This window comes from Solibacillus isronensis (assembly GCF_023715405.1).
GTDB classification, from domain to species: Bacteria; Bacillota; Bacilli; order Bacillales_A; family Planococcaceae; genus Solibacillus; species Solibacillus isronensis_B.
On sequence record NZ_JAMBOC010000011.1, the window covers coordinates 14,976 to 35,306 of the forward strand.

Below are 20,331 nucleotides of genomic sequence, written 5' to 3' on the forward strand. Positions count from 1 at the left end.
ATAAAAAGAGAAGGAGCACTTCTAATGTCTGTGCCATTTATAACAGTAGAAGGTCCGATTGGTGTTGGGAAGACCTCATTATCTAAGGCCGTATCACAAACGTTTGACTATCATTTATTAAAAGAGATTGTAGATGAAAATCCATTTCTCGGTAAGTTCTATGAAGATATTAGTGAGTGGAGCTTCCAAACGGAAATGTTTTTCCTGTGCAATCGATACAAACAATTATCTGATATTCATGAAATTATTGAAGCACAAGGGCCAGTAGTGGCTGATTATCATATATTTAAAAATTTGATCTTTGCAAAACGTACTTTAAAGCCGACTGAGTATGAAAAGTACGAATCGATCTATCGAATTTTAACTGCTGATATGCCAAAGCCAAATATGGTCATTTATTTACATGCAAGCTTAGACACATTAATGAAACGAATCGCTATGCGCGGTCGTGAAATGGAAAAGAACATTTCACGTGACTATATGGAACAACTTTCAAGCGATTATCATCAATTTATCGGACATTTTGAAAAGATGCATCCAGAAATCCCTGTCATCTCATTAAATGGAGATGAGCTTGATTTTGTGAAGAATGAAGAAGATTTAAAGTACGTATTACGACTAGTAGAAGAAAAGTTACAACAAAGGAGTTTGCATCAGAAATGAACTTAAGAGAGAAGTACAATATTCCTGCTAATGCAGTGATTACAATTGCAGGAACAGTAGGTGTCGGAAAGTCAACAATGACAAAAGCATTATCGCATAGCTTAAACTTCCGTACATCTTATGAAAAGGTTGATACAAACCCTTATTTAGATAAATTTTATGATAATTTTGAAAAGTGGAGCTTCCATTTGCAAGTATATTTCCTTGCTGAACGATTTAAAGAACAGAAGCGAATTTTTGAATATGGCGGGGGCTTTATACAGGACCGTTCTATTTACGAAGATACAGGTATTTTTGCGAAGATGCATTATGACAAAGGTACAATGACGCCGACAGATTATGAAACATATACAAATCTTTTTGATGCAATGGTAATGACACCGTATTTCCCGCACCCGGATTTACTTGTATATTTGGAAGGTCCGATTGATGATGTAATTGGACGTATCCATGAGCGAGGACGCGAGATGGAGCAGCAAACGCCTCATTCGTACTGGGAAGAAATGCACGGTCGCTATGAAGACTGGATTAACAACTTCAATGCCTGTCCGGTATTGCGTATTGATATTAACGATTACGATTTAATGAAGAACCCTGCACAAGTAGAGGATGTCGTAGCTCGTATCGGTTATATGCTTGAACAAACAAGCCATTTACGAAAATAATAAAAAAGGACTGATTTCTGTAGGATAGCGGAAATCAGTCTTTTTTATTTCGCCCAAACGATAATAAAAATAGGTGTCATGATGAGCAGAAAGACGAAGAAGCTCCATAAAACTTGTTTACTTGTCGTCATATTTTTAGGTTTTATACTGATGGATTCGTATAGCTCGTTCACTGCGCGCTGTTCCCTTTCATAAAGCATCCTCTGAAAAGAAGCGTAGTTATCGATATATGATGCCGGATTTTCAAAATGGAAGCGAATCGCACGTATATCATCCGTAACATCTTTATCTTGATGCATATACGTGATTGTAGGGGCAAGCCCACCTGTCAGCCGGGCAGTAACTTGTATATCGAAGGTCTTCATCTTATAAGTTATTTGGCCACTTTCATCTGTTACCGATTCAATGAGCGGGTTGTTCAATATAGTTCCCCCCCTTTCCTGTATTAGTAGTATTCCCAATATAAGTATATTTTTAACGACTTTAAAAAATATTGCGAAGAAAAAGTTGTATCGTTTATGCTTAAAGTAATTACAAATTTTAACGATTTGTAACATTATAGCAAAAAGGGGATGGAAATATGACTTTATCGATGATAGATCGCTTACAGGTACTACCAACGACAGCAATTTCCGATGCAACAGGGGGACATACGAATGTAGCATCAGCAATTAAACCGCTTGCCGATCACTTTAAAATTGCCGGACAAGCGAGAACGGTACGTCTGCCGGACGGGGAAAATGGTGCGGTACTGGAAGCAATAAGCCAGGCTGAAAAAGGGGAAATTTTAGTCATCGATGCTAAAGGCAATACGAATCGTGCTGTAGCTGGGGACTTTGTTATGCAGCTTGCGCAAGGTGTCGGTGTCCAAGGTTTTGTTGTGGACGGGGTTATTCGCGATATAGCAGCTGCAAAGGAAATTGATTTTCCGGTATTTGCATTAGGTACAACAGTAGCAGCAGGCAATAAACATGGTGGTGGGACAGTAGGCATAGCCGTGTCTGTAGGAAATGTGGCTGTTCAAACAGGCGATTATGTAGTTGGTGATAGTGATGGGGTTGTGATTATCCCTCAGGAGGATATTGAGCAGATTATTGAGGCTGCAGAAGCAAAAGTGGCAAAAGATGAAGAGCGGGCACATGAAGCATTATATAACGGGGAAGCATCAATCCGCGCATATTTAGCAAAAGTAGTGAAATAAAAAATGGCGTAGTGAATATATTGTTCACTACGCCATTTTCTAATTTTATTTTAAGTTCGCAGCTTGGTATTCAGCAAATTGCTTCTCGTCGAAACGTTTTTCCCATTTCGCCATAACAAGTGCTGCCAATGTGTTACCTACTACGTTTACAGCTGTACGAGCCATATCTAAAATACGGTCAATACCTGCAATGAATGCTAAACCTTCAAGTGGAATACCTACAGAACCTAATGTTGCAAGAAGTACTACGAAAGATACCCCTGGAACACCCGCAATACCTTTAGATGTTACCATTAATACAAGCATTAATGTAATCTGTTCCATAATTGAAAGGTCAATACCGTACATTTGCGCAATGAAGATTGCTGCAATCGCCTGGTAAAGAGTAGAACCGTCTAAGTTGAATGAATAACCTGTTGGGATTACGAATGATACGATATCTTTCGGTGCACCCATTTTTTCTGTTTTTAACATAATACGAGGTAATACTGTCTCTGATGAAGAAGTAGTATAAGCCAGTAATAGCTCGTCCTTAATCATACGAATTAATTTAAAGATATTAATACCGAAAATACGGGCAGTAAGACCTAATACAACAATTACGAAAAAAATCATTGTTGCATATACTAAAATCGCCAGTTTTCCTAATGGTATAAGGGATTCTATACCGAATTTGGAAACGGTTACACCTATAAGTGCAAATACCCCAATTGGTGCGAATTTCATTACTAAGTTTGTGACCCAGAACATGGCGTCTGCAGTACCTTGGAAGAATGCGAGCACTGGTTTTCCGCGATCACCAATTGCTGCTACACCTAAACCGAAAATTACAGAGAAGAAAATAATTGCTAGCATATCGCCTTCTGCCATTGCATTTATAATGTTTTTAGGAACGACATCTACAATAATTTGGATTTTGCTTTTATCTTCTTCAGCTTCCGTTGTTTCTACATAAGAAGAAATATCAGATTTCTCTAATGCATTCATATCAATACCAGCACCTGGTTGGAATAGGTTAGCTGCTAATAAACCAACAACAATCGCAACTGTTGTAATAACTTCGAAATAAATAAGTGTTTTACCGCCAAGACGACCTAATTGTTTCATATCACCAGTTCCGGCAACACCAACGATTAGTGTCGAAATAATAATCGGTACTACGATCATCTTAATTAAGTTTAAGAAAATATCGCCAAGTGGCTGTAAGTATGACTGTGCAGTTTCGTTACCAAAGAACACAGCACCTACGATAACACCGAGTACAAGACCGATTAAAATTTGTGCGGCTAAACTAATTTTAAACTTTTTCAAAATATAGTTCCTCCTAAAAAATCAGATTCAGGACTAGCCTAAAACTAATTTTATTAGATACATACAAAATCCGACAAAATCCGACTAATCAACTTTACTAATAATTTCAGAATATAAAACTTGAATGAATTTTTTTATGTTTACTTTTGCTTTACGTTGCTCATTTTTCTCTATTTGATTCATTAAATAACGAATATCCGTCAAGTCAAAATAGCGTGGGGTATAATACTCAAATTCAGAGTTTGTATAATCGACAATTCCTAAATTTGCCAAGTTAATCATTGCAGCTAATATAGTCCGGCGTACACGTTGTTCAATTGCTTTACTTTCCTTTAAAATTTCATCCGGCGTATTTTTCGTCAGCATGGCAACACGTTCATATACTTCCTTTAATGGGGGAAGCGGTGCAATTTTATGCTTTTCGATTAATAGCTGTTCTATAATTTTGATAATATCCTCACTGCCGACTTCAGCGACAATTCCCATATCATTCAAGATGGATTGAATATGTTCCCGTGCCGTTTTTTTTGTATGTGTCACATCTGTAATATCAAAGTTTGTCAGAGACTGGCGAATAACTTGCAAGGAATTTCTTAATAAGTATTGCTCGGTTGTCCTTTTTAATACCATTTGTACTTCAACTTTATTAATAGGCTTATGAATGAAAAATTCAATTCCTTTTGAATAGCCTTCAGCGACCATTTCTTTATTAACAACTTGTGAGATCATAATAAACTGACCTTTGAAACCATTTTGTTGAAGGCGTTCAATTGTTTCAATTCCATCCAACTTCGGCATTAGTAAATCGATTAATACAAACTCCGGCTGCATCATTAAAATTTGGGGAATGGCATCCAGACCGTTTTTTGCCTCTCCAATGACAGCTCCGAGTTCACAGTCATTAATAATATTACTGAGCATCATACGGCTTGCTCGGTCATCATCTACTATAAAATAGCGCATTAGTAATTCTCCTTTTGAATATTTTTTGTAGGAATTTGCACTACAAAGCAAGTCGACGTATCACTTGTTACGTGAATATTTCCTTGAAGATTTTCAACAATTGTTTTTGTATGGGAAAGACCGATTCCTGTAGAACCTTGGCCCTGTTCATTAAACTTGGATGTATAGCCTGCATCAAAAATGATCGGAATGAGCGCTGCTTCAATACCAACTCCATTATCTTCTACAATAAAAGAAGTCATATCCTGGTCGACTACAACATTCAGCGTAATATATCCGCTTTCTTCAATTGCCTCCACAGCATTTGCCATTAAATTATTCAATATAGCAAATAGTGCAATATGGTCTTTTGTTTGAAAATCATCTGGGCAAATCAGTGTAAAGGAAATCGATTTGTTTAAATAGGTGGCATAATTTTCATTTGCTTCCACAATAAAACTTAGTAAATCAGACAACAGAAAATTTGACGGGTAGTTTCTCGTCGTAATTTTAGAGAGCCCGGCATGAATACGCTCATTGTCTTTTTTTACTTCATGGATTTCCTGGGCAATATGTAAAGCTTCAGAAGCTAGCTGCAATTCGTTTGATTTCAGCTTTTTGTAAAGCTGGTAACTGTTTGCTGTAAGCTGCTCAATTTGGTGCATCGTTTTTTGAAGATACAATGCTTCTACATATAACTCCGAATGAATCGTCATGAGCTGTTTCAGCTGTTTTTTCTGTTCTGACATCGTAATCATGCTGTAAATGCCTACAACAAAATAGCTGCGTAACAATCCAACGAGGATGAACAGTAAAAAAGAAGTAAACGTTTCCTGATCAGAAACAAGTAGAATGTCCGTTAAAACGTGTTCAATCGTGTTCGATATTACTTCAAATGCTGTTGCCAATAAACCGAGCACAAGCGGTTGTTTTTTTAACTCGTCCAGCGGAATTAGTTTGAAGCATAGTGCAAAAACTATATAAAAAGCACCGGCCGGCAAATGTTCAAAGATATGAGTAAGGAAGCTTTGTCCATAAATAAAAATATCCAGTAATGAACGACCGAAAATGACGATTAGTGCAGTCAATAAACCAGTAGATACAATCGGTAATGGACGAATCAGTAAAGCGAAAAAGAAAATAATGCTCCCTAAACCGAAACGAAAAGGTCCTTCTTCAAAAGGAATTATTTTAATTTCGCCACCAATAGCAGTCAATAAACCGACGAGTAGCATAAATAAGAATAATTTAGTTGTTTTAATATATGGCTGAGTCGATTCCAATTTTGATATACCGCCCTTTACATATATGACATAGTAATTAATTGTACAAGAAAGTTGTCTATAAATACAAAAAAGTACTATTTCCATCAAATAGAAATAGTACCTTAAGGTGAATTTAGATATAAAAAAACCGCTCAACTAATGTAGCGGATAAAAGTTCAAAAATGGAGGAGGTAGAGGGATTCGAACCCCCGCGCGGTGTTACCCGCCTGTCGGTTTTCAAGACCGATCCCTTCAGCCAGACTTGGGTATACCTCCAAAATATAAAATGTCTTTTCGACAAAGATTAATTTACCACGGAATGAGATTTGCGTCAATAATTTTTTCGGGAAAATTATAAGCTGATTAAATAGAGAAAACGAGATATCCAAATTTATAGAGGATGTCTCGTTTTACTATTGATTTATTTTTTTGAGGCATAAACTTTATTCGATGAATTTTTTAAAAAGCTTAAAATATTTTCAATGAATGGTTCTGTTTTTTCGATTTGAGTCCAGTGCCCACATTCATTAAATACATGTAGTTGTGCGTGAGGTAGTAATTGAATTAATCGATAGCTTGTTTCTTCGATTGGAATCACTTGGTCATTCAGGCCATGGAAAATTAATGTTTCAATCTCAATTTGCTTAATCTGCTCATCTTCTAAAGCCATTTCATCTAACATTTTTTGACGCGGTTCCGGGAACATTGCCGAGAACGCATCTCTTACATCAGGGCGCATGCTCGCTTCATAGCGCATGCGAACAAGTTCCTCATTATTTGCAGCTGCTTGATCGTACGAGAACAATTTAATAAGCTCTTTCATTGTTTCTAAACTTGGTTCATAGCCCCACACACGGTCTAGACCATCAGAAATTGGATGCTTTGTGCCAACACTACCCATTAAGATTAATTTTTTTACTAAATCTGGTCTGCGATATGCGATATGAAGAGACAATGCACCACCAAATGAATTACCAACTAAATAAACGGGTTCATCAGCAACCTTTTCAATAAAGCCAATTAAGTGCTCCACCCATAGCTCAATATTGTAATTATTGTCTGCTAATTTATCGGTTTCACCAAAACCGATAACATCCGGCGCTAAAACTCTATACGATTCACTAAGACGTGGGATAACTAAACGCCAGTTTGCAAGTGCAGACACACCAGGTCCTGATCCATGTATTAAAATGATTGTTTCACTTCCAGTACCTTCTTCATGATAGTGTGTGTTAACACCATTGATATTTAAATAGTTTGAACTAATGTTCAATTCAGCCACTCCTTTTTTGTTAATTGTATTGAGAATTAATTAGAAAGTAGAAAACAAGGTCCATCTTTCTAATAAGTTATATTTCTAAGGTTTAACAAGTTCTCCAGATTTAATAGGAGTACCATATTGGAAGAATTCCTGCGGTAAGGTAGAACCATGCCAAATAATAGATTTTTCTAAATCTTTACCTTTCCATTCCACAGTTCTCCAAGAAGGATCAAAAATTTGATAGCCTGGGTCACCGAATAATTCTACACGGTTTCCACCTGGTTCCATTACATACAAGAATGCAGCTTGAGTTACGCCATGCTTACCTGGACCGGCTTCAATATTATAGCCAGCTTCAATTAATAGGTCTGCAACATCTGATAAATGCTGAGGGAATCCGTACCAATAGCAAATATGGTGCAGGCGACCTGATTCACCTAATGCATCGCCCATAATTGCAATGTCATGAACTAAATTACTTACACTTAACCATGCAGCTATGGAAGAATCGTCGTCCGCTACGATGCGTTCACGTAAGTTAAAACCAAGCACCTCTTTTAAGAACTCAACGTTTTTGTCAGTATCGCTTGCTAATAAGTTGATATGGTCTAAGCGACGAACCGGCACACCGCGATTTGGACGTTTTTGCGGGCGATTTAATAATGGTGTTTTTTGGTCTTCAGGGGCTTCATAATACTCAACATCCCATAGAAGCTCAATTTTATGACCGTCTGGAGTTGTAAATTGGTATGCACGACCGTGACCGACATCTCCTTCAATCCAACCAATCCCATATCCAGTTTTTTCGATTTCAGCTACACGGCGCTCTAATGCTTGAGCAGAAGTAGCTCTTAAAGCAATATGACCTAAACCAGCTTCATCATTTTCTGTAATGATTAACGTGTTATGGTAATGATCCTCGTAAGCACGCATATAAACTGAGTTACCTCGACGACCTACTTCATCCATACCAAGAATATTTTTGAAGAATTCTACCGATTCCTCTAATTTAGGGCTGTAAATTTCAAAGTGTGCAAGTTGTGCAACGTCAAACATAGGCTCTTTTGTCATATTAAATTCCTCCACTTTTCATAAGTTTATTTTTTATAGTAAAATTCATAGTTTTGAATTTACCAAGTCGGATGTCCTTTGAATCCAAGAATTGCGCTTCCGTATCCGGCCATTGCATCTTCGTATTGATGTGTTGGGTGAGCAGCAACGGTAAGAATATCTCGAACAAATCTTTCTGTTCCATCACTCTTGTAGACTGAGTTACCACCAAGCGTGATTAAAATACGAGTGGCCATTTCTGCAGAAGTTTTTGCAATATAGCCGCGAATTGCAAATAACTGTTCGCGTTCTTCTTCATCTAAAACGCGGATACCCTCATCCTGGTAACGGTGCAAGCGATCTGCATAATCTTTTGCTAAAGCTTTTAAAGCAGTTAGTTGTATATTTAATTCTGCAAGTGTCCGCTGTGCCGTACCTGCATTTTTTTCATTTGTATTATTGTTGAAAATACGAACACGATGTTCTGTTTTTTCTTTAAAGTTTCGTATTAAGCGTTCCACACCACCAATTGCTACATGTGAGAAACCAGCTAAGAAGAATGCAAGATAGGGAACATTGAAAATTTGGTAATCCGGTTCGTAATTGCCGTCCGGTGCAGTTGCCCCATTCACTACTCGAGTTACCGGAAAAACATAATTTGCTGGAACGTAGACATTATCTAACTTTACAGCGTTGCTGCCTGTTCCCCGTAAACCTAGGGAATCCCAGTTTTCAACAATTTCAAAATCTTTTTTATGGACAATAAACAGGCCAAATTCTGGTTCTGTCCCATCGTGCAATTGATGAATAGCGCCTAGTGCAACCCAGTCGCAGTATGGAATGCCGCTGCAGAAGTTCCATGTTCCTGATATACGATATCCTTCACCATCATTTACGACCTTACCAATCGGAGCAAATACATCGGCCATTAATTCCCCAGTGCCGAATAGCTCTTCCCGACCTTGTTTGTCTAAAAAAGCTGGCCAAGTTTCATGAATAATAGCAAAGTATGTTAACCATGCTGCTGAAACATTATAGTTCGCTACAGTTCGGATAATATCCCCAAATGTATAGTAGTCTAAATCTTGCCCACCATATGCTTTTGGTCTAAGTAACTTGTGGAAGCCGGCTTCTTTTACCTTTTCCATGACTTCATCCGGTAATTTTCTATCAAAATCAGTTTGATCTGCATATTTCTCTGCTAACTCACCTACTTCTTTTGCCTTTTGGAGTAGTTCTTCACGATTCAATGTCTTTTCAAGAAGTGCCAAAGAATTAATTGTCATATAAATCCTCCTTTTTAATTTGTAAGCGTTATCACAGCATCTTGTCGTACTGGTTATCTATTATTATAATTATCTGAATTTATTGAGATAGCTATTTAAAGTACGGAAAAACGTATTTTTTTAGAATATTTAGACTAAATACGTTTTATTAGGGTTGGGGGAATGAGTAATAATAGTTATTTAACGCTCTATTCATGCTGTTAATATTCTTTACTGATTTTAAAAAAAGCCTTAGAAAGTAAAAAATGCTACTTTCTAAGGCTTTAAGAACTTTTAAATTCATGGTAAGGGGGACTTTAAAATATAATTTGGTTTTTAACTTTTAATACTTTTAATGCCATATAGACAGAGAAAAGGCGCTTTGTATCATCTAAGCCAATATTTAAAATTTCGCTGATTTTAGATAAGCGGTACCTTAATCCACTAATAGACATGGAAAGAGCTTTCGCGGTTTTATTGATATTAATGCCATTCTCAATATAGGTATAAATCGTTTTTGTTAAATCGTAATCTTTGTCTATCTCCAATAATTTTCCTAATTGTTGCATTACAAAGCGATCGATTAGAACCTCGTCTTTAATTTGGAAAAGTACGCCTTCAATTTCCAGATCTTCATAGAAACAAATATGCTTTTCTGGGTTTTTTGCCTTTAACGCTGCCAATGTCTCGTTGTATAAAATATTGATTTGGCTCAAATCTTCTATAACCGTACTTGCTCCTATATAAAATTCGTAACTTTTAAAACGACGTAAGCAGTATTTTAGTAACTGGTTTATAAATGTGTGGGGCACTGTATTTAACCTTTTAAATGTTGGATATTCAATTAAGATAATGAGTTTATCGGTCTTTTGCGAGACAAGGGCATTAATATTTCTTTCATTTAAAAATAGGATAATTTGTCTGATCAACTCTTCGTTTACTTCTATTTCATCACTAATATTAGAATGATTTAATGTTCTTTCTAATGTAAGCAACCAATAGGATTCAGTAGGCGGAAAATTGAGGTAATGAGCAATTTTATAAATTTCATCTTGCTCTAATTTACCATCCAATACATCGCTTAAAAAACTTCGCTTTATATTCTGTTCCGTACCAATTTTAATATTTTCATTTAGTAAAATGACAGATGCTGTTAAAGCAGTTTTGTCGATAATCATGTATTCTAATTCCGTTGGTTTTTTCCCCGTCTGATATATAAATGAACAATAACCTTTAATTTGCTCTTCAAAATAAATAGGGGTTCTAAGTATTCCCAGTTCAGGTGTAATAGTTATAAATTCAGTAGTATCAATATCAATTTTTTCCAACTCAAAATCGATCATGACATCTGCTGATTTTATAATCACTTCATTCGTCTCGTTTTCAATGAATATTGGTAAACCGGTTGATTCATTTAATAGATTGACGATTTTTTGGAGCCCTTGCTTTGATAAAAGTGCATGGGTTAATTTTCGTTGAACTTCATTTGCTTGTTTTAAATAATCACGCTCTATTTTCAGTTTTGCTGTTATTTCGTCTAGCTCTTGAATTATGCTAGTTGACTGGTAATAGCTGTATTCGTGTTCTTGATGACCCCATTCTTCGAGAGGCATGCAAATTACTTTACATTGCTCATACCCCATTGCACGACACTCCACCTCTTTTACAAGAATGGTCTTTTCTAATACCGTGGATAAATAGCCACTTGCATAACCACATAGTGTATGGCAAATTGGACGATCACTTAAGTTCCCATCTGCCAAAAACTCATCGGCCTCAAAAGAATTCTCCCAAATAACGTCTATTTTTTTTAAATAATTCTTCTCATCATAATGAATGTCAGATACGCTTACTCGATCAACATAGCCGTGCAACATATGAAATTTTGTACCGCCTAAAATCAATTCCAGCTCATCCTCGTAGTGGTATAACTTTGCTTTTCTAGCATCGCTAACACCACAATGCCAACCATATCGAACAAAAACGCCTTTCGAGCGATCTTCTCCTATAATTGACAGTAGTTCTTTTTTTAATGCTGTTCTTGCAGTAGTTGGAATTGTTATCATTCGATCATAAAATGCTGTTAAAGCCTCATCTTTAGGTAAATGAAATACGTCATTTAAATTTTTTCGCTTTAAATTCATAATGATCCCCCTGGCTTAATTAAGTTTTTTAAACGATTTACGCTAAAAAAATTCAGAATTAGCTATTTAATGTGTGAATATTCTTTCTTTTCACTATGCTATCATTTATTTGTGAAGTTCTAAACGTTGAGTTTTTTGGACCTAGGGGGATTTATGTATTGAAAGTTTTAACCTGTAAAGTGTGGAAACTAATTTTCCAGAATTGTTTCCAGTTCAAATTTTTGAATATTTAAAATAATATCATCTATTAAAAGACAGGTAAATGCTACTTTCAACTTAAATTTGAGAGCGTTTACAAATTCTATGTCTTACTAGTTTTGACAAAAGGAGGATTAATGAATGTCAAATTTAAAAGTTGCTATTTTAGGCTCAGGTAATATCGGTACGGATTTAATGAAAAAAATAATGCGTTCATCCAACTTAGAATTAGTAGCAGTAATTGGTATTGATCCAGAATCAGATGGTTTACGCAAAGCGCATGAAGCTGGATTTCAAACCTTTCACACAGGGTTAGATGGATTTTTGGATGCCGGTGTGAAAGTTGAAGCTGTATTCGATGCGACAAGTGCCTATACACATATAAAGCATGCTGAACAATTACGGGCACATAACATCCGTGCCATTGACTTAACTCCTGCAGCAATTGGTCCGCTAATTGTACCTACTGTTAACCTTCATGCTCATCCAAATGCAGACAATGTAAATATGGTGACATGTGGAGGGCAAGCGACAATACCGATTATTCATGCAGTTTCCAAATTATATAATGTCGAGTATGCCGAAATCGTGGCAACTATTGCAAGTAAAAGTGCGGGTCCTGCAACTCGTGCAAACATCGATGAATTTATAGCGACAACTTCGCGGGCAATCGAGCTTGTAGGTGGTGCTAAGAAAGGAAGAACCGTTCTGATTTTAAACCCTGCGGAACCGCCGATTATGATGAATGACACCATTCATTTATTAGTGGATCGACCTGTAGAGGAAGATACTCTTTATGAAGCGCTAGTTCAAGCGGAACAAGCCGTTCAGCAGTATGTTCCCGGCTATCGTCTTAAGTCTCGCCCATTTGTGGAGGGGAATCGAATTTCAGTATTTTTAGAAGTTGCGGGTGCTGCAGACTACCTACCTGCTTTTGCTGGAAACTTAGATATTATTACAGCGGCATCGATTAAAATTGCCGAGGAATGGGCGAAGTCAAAAGCATTATTATAACGGGAGGGATTACTGATGAAACGAGATGTCATACTAACAGAGGTCGCTTTACGAGATGGCAGTCATGCGATGCGTCACCAATTCACAGAAGCCCAGGTGCGTGCTGCAGTTGCTGGTTTAGATGCAGCAAATATACCTTATATCGAAGTTGCACATGGTGATGGATTAGGTGGCTCAACGATTCAATATGGCCGCTCTTTAACAGATGAATTCAAATTAATTGAAGCGGCAGTAGAAACAGCAAAGCATGCAAAAATTGCGGTGTTATCATTACCTGGTATTGCAACGAAGCCGGATATTAAGCGAGCAGCCGATTTAGGTGTTTCGATGGTACGTGTAGCAACACATGTCACAGAGGCGGATGTATCTTTAAAACATCTTGCTTATGCGAAAGAGTTAGGCTTGGAAACAGTGGGGTTTTTAATGATGTCGCATATGGCAGAGTCAAGAGCAATTGTAGAACAGGCAAAAATTATGGTAAATGGCGGAGCAGATGTCATATATATTGTAGATTCTGCGGGTGCTTTATTACCAAATCAAGTAATGGATCGCGTACAGGCGTTAAAACAGGAAATTGCTGTACCGATAGGATTCCACGCGCATAATAATTTATCTTTAGCTGTTGCAAATTCATTGGCAGCAATTGAAGCCGGTGCTGAACGTATTGATGGTAGCATTCGTTGCTTAGGTGCGGGTGCCGGTAATACGCAAACAGAAGTTTTTGTTAGCGTACTAGATAAAATGGCCATTCAAACTGGGGTGGACCTTTATAAAATAATGGATGTTGCAGAGGAAATCATTGCGCCTATTTTACCGCAACCACAAGAGATTACGAGAGGCAGTCTTGTACTTGGTTATGCTGGAGTGTATTCAAGTTTCTTATTACATGCCCAAAAAGCAGCTGAAAAGTTCGGGGTTGATTCACGGGATATTTTAATGGAAATCGGTAGACGAAAAGCTGTAGGTGGCCAGGAAGATATGATTTTGGAAGTTGCAGCAGAGTTACAGAAAGCTTAATTAGAAATTGGAAATTATATTCAAATATACAATCTTAAATTTAAATGAGGAGGTTATAAAAATGGATGATCGTTTATTTAGAGATGCAATGGGGAAGTTTGCGACAGGTGTTACAGTAATTCTAACAGAAACAGAGGGTGAGCCACATGGTATGACAGCTAATGCTTTCATGTCTGTCTCACTTACACCGAAATTAGTTGTTATTTCAATTAAGGAAAATGCACGTATGCTTGCTAAGATTCAAGATTCAAAGAAATTTTCTGTTAACATATTGGCAGAAAATCAAGAAGATATTTCAAAAATATTTGCTGGGCAAATTAAAGACCAGCAAGTTTCATTTGAACGTTTAGCAGATGTTCCTGTTATTCCAGGAGCATTAGCACAAGTTTCGTGCGAGGTATCAGCTGAGTATATTGAAGGTGATCATACATTATTTATCGGTAAGGTAAATGATATTACGATTACAGATGGCGATCCATTGCTATACTTTGCAGGTAAATATCGTAATTTAAGTACATTAGTAGAGGCTTAATCTATTAAAAATAAACTTAGATTATAGAAAGGTAGGTTGTTGGATGAAGACGCATTTTATTAATAGTCAAAATTTGCACTTGATTCAAAAACAGGCAACTTCTTGCGTAATGGCACTCGGTTATTTTGATGGGATCCACCTTGGACATCAGCAAGTGATAAAGACAGCTCGTGAAGAAGCGAGTAAGCGCGGACTACCATTAGCAGTAATGAGTTTTCGTCCACATCCTATCGATGTTTTATCTAAGGGGCAAAGCATAGTACCGCACTTAACAACTCCTTGTGAAAAAGAAAAACGGCTTAAACAGCTTGGTGTTGATTTATTTTATCTGGTGGATTTTACATTGGCGTTTGCTGCGCTCACATCTAGTCAATTTGTAGAAGATTATTTAATGAAACTTGATGTTGTCCATGCAGTAGCAGGATTTGATTTTTCCTACGGTGTGAAGGGTGTAGCTAAACTCTCGCAAATAGTGGCTGATTCCAATGGGGAAATTACGGTTACGAAAGTAGAATGCATTGATTATGATGGTGAAAAAATCAGCTCAAGTGCGATTCGTCAACGTTTACTTGCGGCCGCTGTTCATGAAATCCCCCACTTCTTAGGAGATCACTTTAATTCCAAGGTGCATTGGGACGGTAATAAATTTCAGCAAATTGAAAAGACAATGTTGCCATCTGCAGGTATTTATAAAGTAATTTTAGAACTGCCGAATAAACAATTAAGAACATATATTTCAATTGATGCAGCAGGTCAAATCCAACGAATGGAACGGCAAAGACGTCTGCCAAAGGGGATTTTTTCTATTCACTGGTTGCAGCAAGTTGAAAAAGCGGTTCCATCAAAAGCAATTTAAATGAAAGGAGTAGTGAATATGACAGAGGGATTGATGTCAAAAGCTATAGAATTATTAGATAGGGCTTATGAAAAGCATACTTCCGTTTCAGAACCTCTTTCTATATTAAACCCTCTGATGACAATTGATGAGGCTTATGCAATTCAGATTCAGAGAGTTGAAGCAGCTACAAGCAAGGGTGAAGTGATTTCAGGGAAAAAAATTGGCTTAACATCTTTAGCAATGCAAAATTTACTAGGAGTGGACCAGCCAGACTATGGGCACCTTTTTCACTCAATGGAAGTTCCGAATGAAGGCATCGTTTCACTTAGTAAACTGTTTCAACCAAAAATTGAGGGTGAAATTGCCTTTGTACTAAAAAAAGATTTAGTAGGACCAAATGTTACAGTTGAGGATGTTTTAGATGCGACAGATTATGTAATAGCGGCCATTGAAATTGTAGATAGCCGAATTAAAGATTGGAAAATAAGTCTTGTAGATACAGTAGCGGATAATGCATCATGCGGATTATATGTACTAGGGTCAAAGAAAGTTAATGTGAACGATATTGATTTAAAAGCAATTCATATGGAACTTATAAAAAACGATGAATTAATTAATGAAGGAAAAGGGACGGATGTATTAGGGGATCCAGCATTTTGTGTTGCTTGGTTAGCGAATAAATTACATGAATACAACGTTACATTAAAATCTGGTGAAGTCATTTTATCTGGGGCTTTATCTGCTGCTGTTGTAGCAGAGCCTGGTGACAAATTTACAGCATCATTTAATACGCTTGGTGAAGTGAAAGTCCAATTTATCAAGTGAAAGTGATGATGTGAAATATTTAAAGGACATTCTAGAGTATAGTTCTGCTAGCGTTGGGAAAATTTAATTGAAGCAATTCATTGCAATTTGATAGCTTGCTTAGTATACTAATACTTGCCGTGCTAGATGGGGAGGTAGCGGTGCCCTGTAACTTGCAATCCGCTCTAGCAAGATTGAATTCCTTTTCTGAGGCTGTCCGTATTGTTTGGTCTGCCTTTTGCACGTAGTGTTGACGGTTGGGTCCTGCGCAATAAGTACCCATGAACCATGTCAGGTCCGGAAGGAAGCAGCATTAAGTGGTATCACTTATGTGCCGCGGGGTAGCCTAACCCGAGCTGGCGACAAGAGTAACGCTTATGTGCGGCAGTCGAAGAAAGGTGCACGGTATTAAATTACCATTTCAAACGCATCCATCATTTATTGGTGGGTGCGTTTTTTATATGAAAAAGAGAGTTTATTGCCCTCATTTCAAAAGAGATTATACGTAGTTTATGCTATACTTAATGTATGTATTTTTAAATGGAAGGGAGAGGGGAAAGGTTGACATATCAAGCGTTTTATCGTGTTTATAGACCCCAGTCATTTAGAGAAATGTCAGGTCAGACACATGTAAAGAGGACCCTTCAAAATGCTCTCCTCGCAAGCAAGACAACACATGCCTATTTATTTTCCGGTCCTCGAGGAACAGGGAAAACGAGTACAGCTAAAATTTTCGCGAAAGCATTGAACTGTGAAAATGCCCCGGCAAGTGAGCCATGCAATGAATGCCCTACATGTCTAAGTATTACTGAAGGTTCACATACAGATGTAATCGAATTTGATGCTGCTTCCAATTCAAGAGTGGAAGAAATGCGTGATATTATCGAAAAAGTCCGTTTTGCCCCGGCAAATGCGCGTTTCAAAGTGTACATTATAGATGAGGTGCATATGCTTTCTACGAGTGCATTTAATGCATTATTAAAAACACTTGAGGAACCACCTGAACATGCGGTATTTATTTTAGCGACAACTGAGCCTCACAAGCTACCAGCAACAATTATTTCCCGTTGTCAGCGATTTGATTTTAAACGACTTTCTTCTATAGATATAGTAGAGCGTATGAAGGTTGTATTGGAAGATATCGGTATGGGTTATGATGAGCAGGCATTAAAAGCAATTGCTCAAGCTGCAGCAGGAGGGATGCGTGATGCATTAAGTTTACTTGATCAGGTTGTTTCATTTAGTAATGAACACGTTCAATTAGACGATGTACTTCTTGTAACTGGTTCTGTAAGCCAAGATGCATTTTACGATATTGCGATTTCACTACAGGAAAAGGATGTTGCCCAAGTATTAGGCAGTGTCGAAAACTTAATTGCAGATGGAAAAGAACCATTACGCCTTGCGGAAGACTTTATTACTTTCTTCCGGGATCTGCTTCTATTAAAAACAGATGGTACGTTAGAGGAATTATTGGAGTTTATTTCACCGGAAGAAAAGTTTTTATCATTAGCCGGACAATTTGAAGCTAATACACTTTATGGGTTTATCGATATTTTGGCAAAGACCCAGCAGGAAATGCGCTTTTCGCATCATACGAAAATATATTTAGAAACGGCCCTTTTAAAAATGGCCCAATATAAAGCTTCACCACAAGGGACAACTGCGGTCGATCCGGCTATTGAAGGTAAGGTAGCTTCACTTGAAAGTCGTTTAGGGCAACTGTCACAACAGCTTCAAAATGGTGGAGGGGGAGCCCCTGTTCAACAAAAAGAACAGGCCCGCCAGCGTGTACGTCCACAAGGAAATCAATATAATGCTCCAACAGGACGTATCCAGGAAGTATTAAAAACTGCAACAAAACCTGACCTGCAAAAAGTGAAATCTGCTTGGGCGGGTGGTTTGGCAAGCTTGCAAAAATCACATGCAGCTTTATTGGCGGATGCAGAGCCTGTAGCCGCAAATGCAAGTGCTTTTGTGATAAAATTCAAGTATGATATACATTGTCAAATGGTAGCTGACAACAGTGCACTTGTTTCATTGTTTACACAGCAAATCGCTTCGGAAGTAGGGATTCAATATGAACTTTTATGTATCCCGGAGCCGGCTTGGATGCGTTTGCGTGAAAACTTTATAAATGAAAATGGCTTAAATCAAAAAAAATCACCATCGGATGAAATGAATGCGGTGGAGGATTTAATAGAGGAGCCCCCTTTTCTTGACGATGTTCAAGTAATGGAAGCGCAAGATCCGCTCATTACAGAAGCCGAAAAACGTTTTGGAAAAGACTTTGTTGAGGTTATCGAAGAATAAATACACATTTTAAGGAGGAAATAAGATGCGTGGTATGGGTAATATGCAAGGCATGATGAAAAAAATGCAAAAAATGCAAAAAGAAATGATGGAAGCACAAGAGGCTTTAAATGCACAGTTATTTGAAGGTGCAGCAGGTGGCGGTATGGTGAAGGTAGTAATGAACGGCCAACGTCAAATGCTTGAAGTAAATTTAGATGAGTCTGTAGTAGATCCGGAAGATATCGAAATGCTACAAGATTTAATTGTTATTGCAACAAACGAAGCATTGAAAAAAGTCGAAGAGACAACAAATTCTACAATGGGTAAATTCACACAAGGAATGAACCTTCCTTTCTAAGTTGAATCAAGTAGAACGTAGCGCACATCTCAAATATTGGGATGTGCCTTTTTAAAGAAGGGGGAACAGGATGCATTATCCAGAGCCGATATCTCGATTAATAGACAGCTTTATGAAACTGCCGGGCATTGGTCCGAAAACAGCAGCTCGACTGGCATTTCACGTATTAACAATGAAGGAAGATACTGTATCGACATTTGCGAAAGCGCTTGTCGATGCAAAACGCAATTTAATGTATTGCTCACAATGTGGTCATATAACAGATATCGATCCTTGTCACATTTGTTCAGATAAACAGCGTGATGTATCAACAATTTGTGTTGTGCAGGATCCGAAAGATGTAATAGCTATGGAAAAGATGCGTGATTATCAAGGTCTTTATCATGTGTTACACGGTGCAATTTCACCGATGGACGGGATAGGACCTGAAGATATTAATGTAGCTTCGTTATTGGGGCGCTTGCATGACGAGCGTGTACAAGAGTTAATTTTAGCGACGAACCCGACAATAGAAGGGGAAGCGACAGCGATGTATATTTCCCGCCTTGTTAAGCCATCAGGAATTCGCACTACACGTATCGCACATGGATTACCTGTTGGCGGAGATTTAGAATATGCGGATGAAGTAACTTTATCAAAAGCGCTGGAAGGTCGACGTGAGTTGTAATAGGAGGATGCCCCATGTTATTTTCTCGGAAAGGGAAACTCAAAAAAGAATTCGATGAGAAACTAGTTTCTTCTATTAAAGAGACAAAAGAAGCTTTACAAAGTGCGAAGGTAATTGAAGAATTAACCGACGATTATAACCTAGATGTAATTGCTGAACGAAAAAGAGCCGAAAGCATACATTATTACTTATATAAAGAAGCACGTGTACGTCGTGTACTAATTAAATAATCTTTTAGAAATAAGAAGCGAAGCAGTTGCATATGTTACCACTAAATAAAAAAGGATGGTGCTATGCAATACATAGTTTTAGCTATGGTCTGTTTTGTTGTCTTGTTTCTTTTTTTATTAAACAAAAACGCAAGAGGGAAAGTGTGGGAGTACTTTGCCTGGTTCTGGTTTAAAATAGCAGTTGTTATCGTTGTACTGTTTTTAGGGAACTTAATGATCGGGGCGGCAGGGTTACTTTTTTATGTGCCAATCAATTTCTTTTCAGTACTTACAATAGCAATATTAGGCATTCCCGGTATGATGTGCGTAACATTATTAATATTATTTAAATAAAAATAATAAAAACTATTGCTAAGTGAATAATATCGTGATATATTATTATAAGTCGCAAGGACGACAACGAATATCGAAAAAACATTTTAAAATAAATGTTGACATAACATTCTAAGAATGATAAGATATAAAAGTTGTCACATAAACGACGCAATGAACCTTGAAAACTGAACAAGCAACGTTAATGAAACAAGCTTCTTAAATGAAGCAAACAATAGATTTCAACTTCTAACGAAGTTGGATCGCTAGCAAAGCAAATGAGCTTTCAAACTACTTTT

21 protein-coding genes, 1 tRNA gene and 1 other RNA gene are annotated in these 20,331 nt (G+C 37.4%); 14 read left to right on the forward strand and 9 right to left on the reverse strand.

The window, feature by feature from the left end; all coding sequences use genetic code 11:
* Positions 1 to 24 precede the first annotated feature (24 nt).
* The gene (locus M3166_RS18730; RefSeq protein WP_079523445.1) at positions 25 to 663 is read left to right on the forward strand and encodes a deoxynucleoside kinase; all 639 of its coding nucleotides are present in this window, start codon (positions 25 to 27) and stop codon (positions 661 to 663) included.
* A complete protein-coding gene (locus tag M3166_RS18735; RefSeq protein WP_251691763.1) occupies positions 660 to 1,328 on the forward strand; it encodes a deoxynucleoside kinase in 669 nt (222 codons plus the stop codon). Before M3166_RS18730 ends, M3166_RS18735 begins: the two co-directional genes overlap by 4 nt.
* Positions 1,329 to 1,372: 44 nt before the next feature.
* On the opposite strand, the gene M3166_RS18740 is transcribed toward M3166_RS18735, so the two are convergent.
* Positions 1,373 to 1,750: a sodium:proton antiporter gene (locus M3166_RS18740; RefSeq protein ID WP_251691764.1), complete on the reverse strand. Its 378-nt coding sequence runs from the start codon at positions 1,748 to 1,750 to the stop codon at positions 1,373 to 1,375.
* Positions 1,751 to 1,908: 158 nt separating this feature from the next.
* Between M3166_RS18740 and M3166_RS18745 the strand changes: the two genes are divergently transcribed.
* On the forward strand, positions 1,909 to 2,529 hold the full coding sequence (locus tag M3166_RS18745) for an RraA family protein (RefSeq protein ID WP_251691766.1): 621 nt from the start codon (positions 1,909 to 1,911) through the stop codon (positions 2,527 to 2,529).
* A gap of 45 nt (positions 2,530 to 2,574) precedes the next feature.
* Here the strand turns inward: M3166_RS18745 and M3166_RS18750 are convergent, their stop codons facing one another.
* The 8 genes from M3166_RS18750 to M3166_RS18785 all read right to left on the reverse strand — a co-directional run bounded on the left by M3166_RS18750 (position 2,575) and on the right by M3166_RS18785 (position 11,767).
* Entirely contained in the window at positions 2,575 to 3,843 is a 1,269-nt protein-coding gene (locus M3166_RS18750; protein WP_353056592.1) for a cation:dicarboxylate symporter family transporter, read from the reverse strand.
* 81 nt (positions 3,844 to 3,924) lie between these two features.
* On the reverse strand, positions 3,925 to 4,803 hold the full coding sequence (locus M3166_RS18755) for a response regulator (protein ID WP_251691770.1): 879 nt from the start codon (positions 4,801 to 4,803) through the stop codon (positions 3,925 to 3,927).
* Positions 4,803 to 6,065: an ATP-binding protein gene (locus M3166_RS18760; RefSeq protein WP_251691772.1), complete on the reverse strand. Its 1,263-nt coding sequence runs from the start codon at positions 6,063 to 6,065 to the stop codon at positions 4,803 to 4,805. Before M3166_RS18760 ends, M3166_RS18755 begins: the two co-directional genes overlap by 1 nt.
* Before the next feature lie 165 nt (positions 6,066 to 6,230).
* Positions 6,231 to 6,323 (reverse strand) — tRNA-Ser (locus M3166_RS18765).
* A gap of 145 nt (positions 6,324 to 6,468) precedes the next feature.
* Complete coding sequence (locus M3166_RS18770) at positions 6,469 to 7,320, reverse strand: alpha/beta fold hydrolase (protein WP_251691774.1); 852 nt, start codon at positions 7,318 to 7,320, stop codon at positions 6,469 to 6,471.
* An 84-nt stretch (positions 7,321 to 7,404) separates the two neighbouring features.
* Positions 7,405 to 8,379, reverse strand: coding sequence for a catechol 2,3-dioxygenase (locus tag M3166_RS18775; RefSeq protein WP_008408626.1), 975 nt, complete (start codon positions 8,377 to 8,379; stop codon positions 7,405 to 7,407).
* 59 nt (positions 8,380 to 8,438) lie between these two features.
* The gene (locus M3166_RS18780) at positions 8,439 to 9,644 is read right to left on the reverse strand and encodes an acyl-CoA dehydrogenase family protein (RefSeq protein WP_065216338.1); all 1,206 of its coding nucleotides are present in this window, start codon (positions 9,642 to 9,644) and stop codon (positions 8,439 to 8,441) included.
* A gap of 296 nt (positions 9,645 to 9,940) precedes the next feature.
* On the reverse strand, positions 9,941 to 11,767 hold the full coding sequence (locus M3166_RS18785; RefSeq protein ID WP_251691776.1) for a helix-turn-helix domain-containing protein: 1,827 nt from the start codon (positions 11,765 to 11,767) through the stop codon (positions 9,941 to 9,943).
* Between the two features lie 339 nt (positions 11,768 to 12,106).
* Between M3166_RS18785 and M3166_RS18790 the strand changes: the two genes are divergently transcribed.
* The 11 genes from M3166_RS18790 to M3166_RS18840 all read left to right on the forward strand — a co-directional run bounded on the left by M3166_RS18790 (position 12,107) and on the right by M3166_RS18840 (position 20,053).
* The gene (locus M3166_RS18790) at positions 12,107 to 12,979 is read left to right on the forward strand and encodes an acetaldehyde dehydrogenase (acetylating) (RefSeq protein ID WP_251691778.1); all 873 of its coding nucleotides are present in this window, start codon (positions 12,107 to 12,109) and stop codon (positions 12,977 to 12,979) included.
* 15 nt (positions 12,980 to 12,994) lie between these two features.
* A complete protein-coding gene (dmpG, locus tag M3166_RS18795) occupies positions 12,995 to 13,996 on the forward strand; it encodes a 4-hydroxy-2-oxovalerate aldolase (RefSeq protein ID WP_251691780.1) in 1,002 nt (333 codons plus the stop codon).
* Positions 13,997 to 14,057: 61 nt separating this feature from the next.
* Positions 14,058 to 14,528, forward strand: a complete 471-nt coding sequence (locus M3166_RS18800) for a flavin reductase family protein (protein WP_008408636.1) — start codon at positions 14,058 to 14,060, stop codon at positions 14,526 to 14,528.
* 43 nt (positions 14,529 to 14,571) lie between these two features.
* Positions 14,572 to 15,384: an FAD synthetase family protein gene (locus tag M3166_RS18805; protein ID WP_251691782.1), complete on the forward strand. Its 813-nt coding sequence runs from the start codon at positions 14,572 to 14,574 to the stop codon at positions 15,382 to 15,384.
* Positions 15,385 to 15,402: 18 nt separating this feature from the next.
* Positions 15,403 to 16,191, forward strand: a complete 789-nt coding sequence (locus M3166_RS18810; RefSeq protein WP_251691784.1) for a 2-keto-4-pentenoate hydratase — start codon at positions 15,403 to 15,405, stop codon at positions 16,189 to 16,191.
* Between the two features lie 117 nt (positions 16,192 to 16,308).
* An RNA gene (gene ffs / locus M3166_RS18815) (signal recognition particle sRNA large type) lies at positions 16,309 to 16,576 on the forward strand.
* A gap of 155 nt (positions 16,577 to 16,731) precedes the next feature.
* Positions 16,732 to 18,483 carry a DNA polymerase III subunit gamma/tau gene (dnaX, locus tag M3166_RS18820; protein WP_251691786.1) on the forward strand — a complete coding sequence of 584 codons (1,752 nt, stop codon included), beginning with the start codon at positions 16,732 to 16,734 and terminating at the stop codon, positions 18,481 to 18,483.
* A 25-nt stretch (positions 18,484 to 18,508) separates the two neighbouring features.
* Positions 18,509 to 18,823 (forward strand): YbaB/EbfC family nucleoid-associated protein, encoded by a 315-nt coding sequence (locus M3166_RS18825; RefSeq protein WP_008408640.1) that lies wholly within the window; start codon positions 18,509 to 18,511, stop codon positions 18,821 to 18,823.
* Positions 18,824 to 18,893: 70 nt separating this feature from the next.
* Positions 18,894 to 19,490 (forward strand): recombination mediator RecR, encoded by a 597-nt coding sequence (gene recR, locus M3166_RS18830; RefSeq protein ID WP_251691788.1) that lies wholly within the window; start codon positions 18,894 to 18,896, stop codon positions 19,488 to 19,490.
* A 14-nt stretch (positions 19,491 to 19,504) separates the two neighbouring features.
* Positions 19,505 to 19,720: a YaaL family protein gene (locus M3166_RS18835; RefSeq protein WP_251691791.1), complete on the forward strand. Its 216-nt coding sequence runs from the start codon at positions 19,505 to 19,507 to the stop codon at positions 19,718 to 19,720.
* A 63-nt stretch (positions 19,721 to 19,783) separates the two neighbouring features.
* A complete protein-coding gene (locus M3166_RS18840) occupies positions 19,784 to 20,053 on the forward strand; it encodes a pro-sigmaK processing inhibitor BofA family protein (RefSeq protein ID WP_079523429.1) in 270 nt (89 codons plus the stop codon).
* Positions 20,054 to 20,331: the final 278 nt, after the last annotated feature.

What these genes read in the sequence shown, in the direction of transcription:
- M3166_RS18730 (WP_079523445.1), top strand. Translation starts at nt 25, where the DNA reads ATGTCTGTGCCATTTATAACAGTAGAAGGTCCGATTGGTGTTGGGAAG.
- M3166_RS18735 (WP_251691763.1), top strand. Translation starts at nt 660, where the DNA reads ATGAACTTAAGAGAGAAGTACAATATTCCTGCTAATGCAGTGATTACA.
- M3166_RS18745 (WP_251691766.1), top strand. Translation starts at nt 1,909, where the DNA reads ATGACTTTATCGATGATAGATCGCTTACAGGTACTACCAACGACAGCA.
- M3166_RS18755 (WP_251691770.1), bottom strand. Translation starts at nt 4,803, where the DNA reads ATGCGCTATTTTATAGTAGATGATGACCGAGCAAGCCGTATGATGCTC.
- M3166_RS18775 (WP_008408626.1), bottom strand. Translation starts at nt 8,379, where the DNA reads ATGACAAAAGAGCCTATGTTTGACGTTGCACAACTTGCACACTTTGAA.
- M3166_RS18780 (WP_065216338.1), bottom strand. Translation starts at nt 9,644, where the DNA reads ATGACAATTAATTCTTTGGCACTTCTTGAAAAGACATTGAATCGTGAA.
- M3166_RS18785 (WP_251691776.1), bottom strand. Translation starts at nt 11,767, where the DNA reads ATGAATTTAAAGCGAAAAAATTTAAATGACGTATTTCATTTACCTAAA.
- M3166_RS18790 (WP_251691778.1), top strand. Translation starts at nt 12,107, where the DNA reads ATGTCAAATTTAAAAGTTGCTATTTTAGGCTCAGGTAATATCGGTACG.
- dmpG (WP_251691780.1), top strand. Translation starts at nt 12,995, where the DNA reads ATGAAACGAGATGTCATACTAACAGAGGTCGCTTTACGAGATGGCAGT.
- M3166_RS18800 (WP_008408636.1), top strand. Translation starts at nt 14,058, where the DNA reads ATGGATGATCGTTTATTTAGAGATGCAATGGGGAAGTTTGCGACAGGT.
- M3166_RS18805 (WP_251691782.1), top strand. Translation starts at nt 14,572, where the DNA reads ATGAAGACGCATTTTATTAATAGTCAAAATTTGCACTTGATTCAAAAA.
- M3166_RS18810 (WP_251691784.1), top strand. Translation starts at nt 15,403, where the DNA reads ATGACAGAGGGATTGATGTCAAAAGCTATAGAATTATTAGATAGGGCT.
- M3166_RS18825 (WP_008408640.1), top strand. Translation starts at nt 18,509, where the DNA reads ATGCGTGGTATGGGTAATATGCAAGGCATGATGAAAAAAATGCAAAAA.
- recR (WP_251691788.1), top strand. Translation starts at nt 18,894, where the DNA reads ATGCATTATCCAGAGCCGATATCTCGATTAATAGACAGCTTTATGAAA.
- M3166_RS18835 (WP_251691791.1), top strand. Translation starts at nt 19,505, where the DNA reads ATGTTATTTTCTCGGAAAGGGAAACTCAAAAAAGAATTCGATGAGAAA.
- M3166_RS18840 (WP_079523429.1), top strand. Translation starts at nt 19,784, where the DNA reads ATGCAATACATAGTTTTAGCTATGGTCTGTTTTGTTGTCTTGTTTCTT.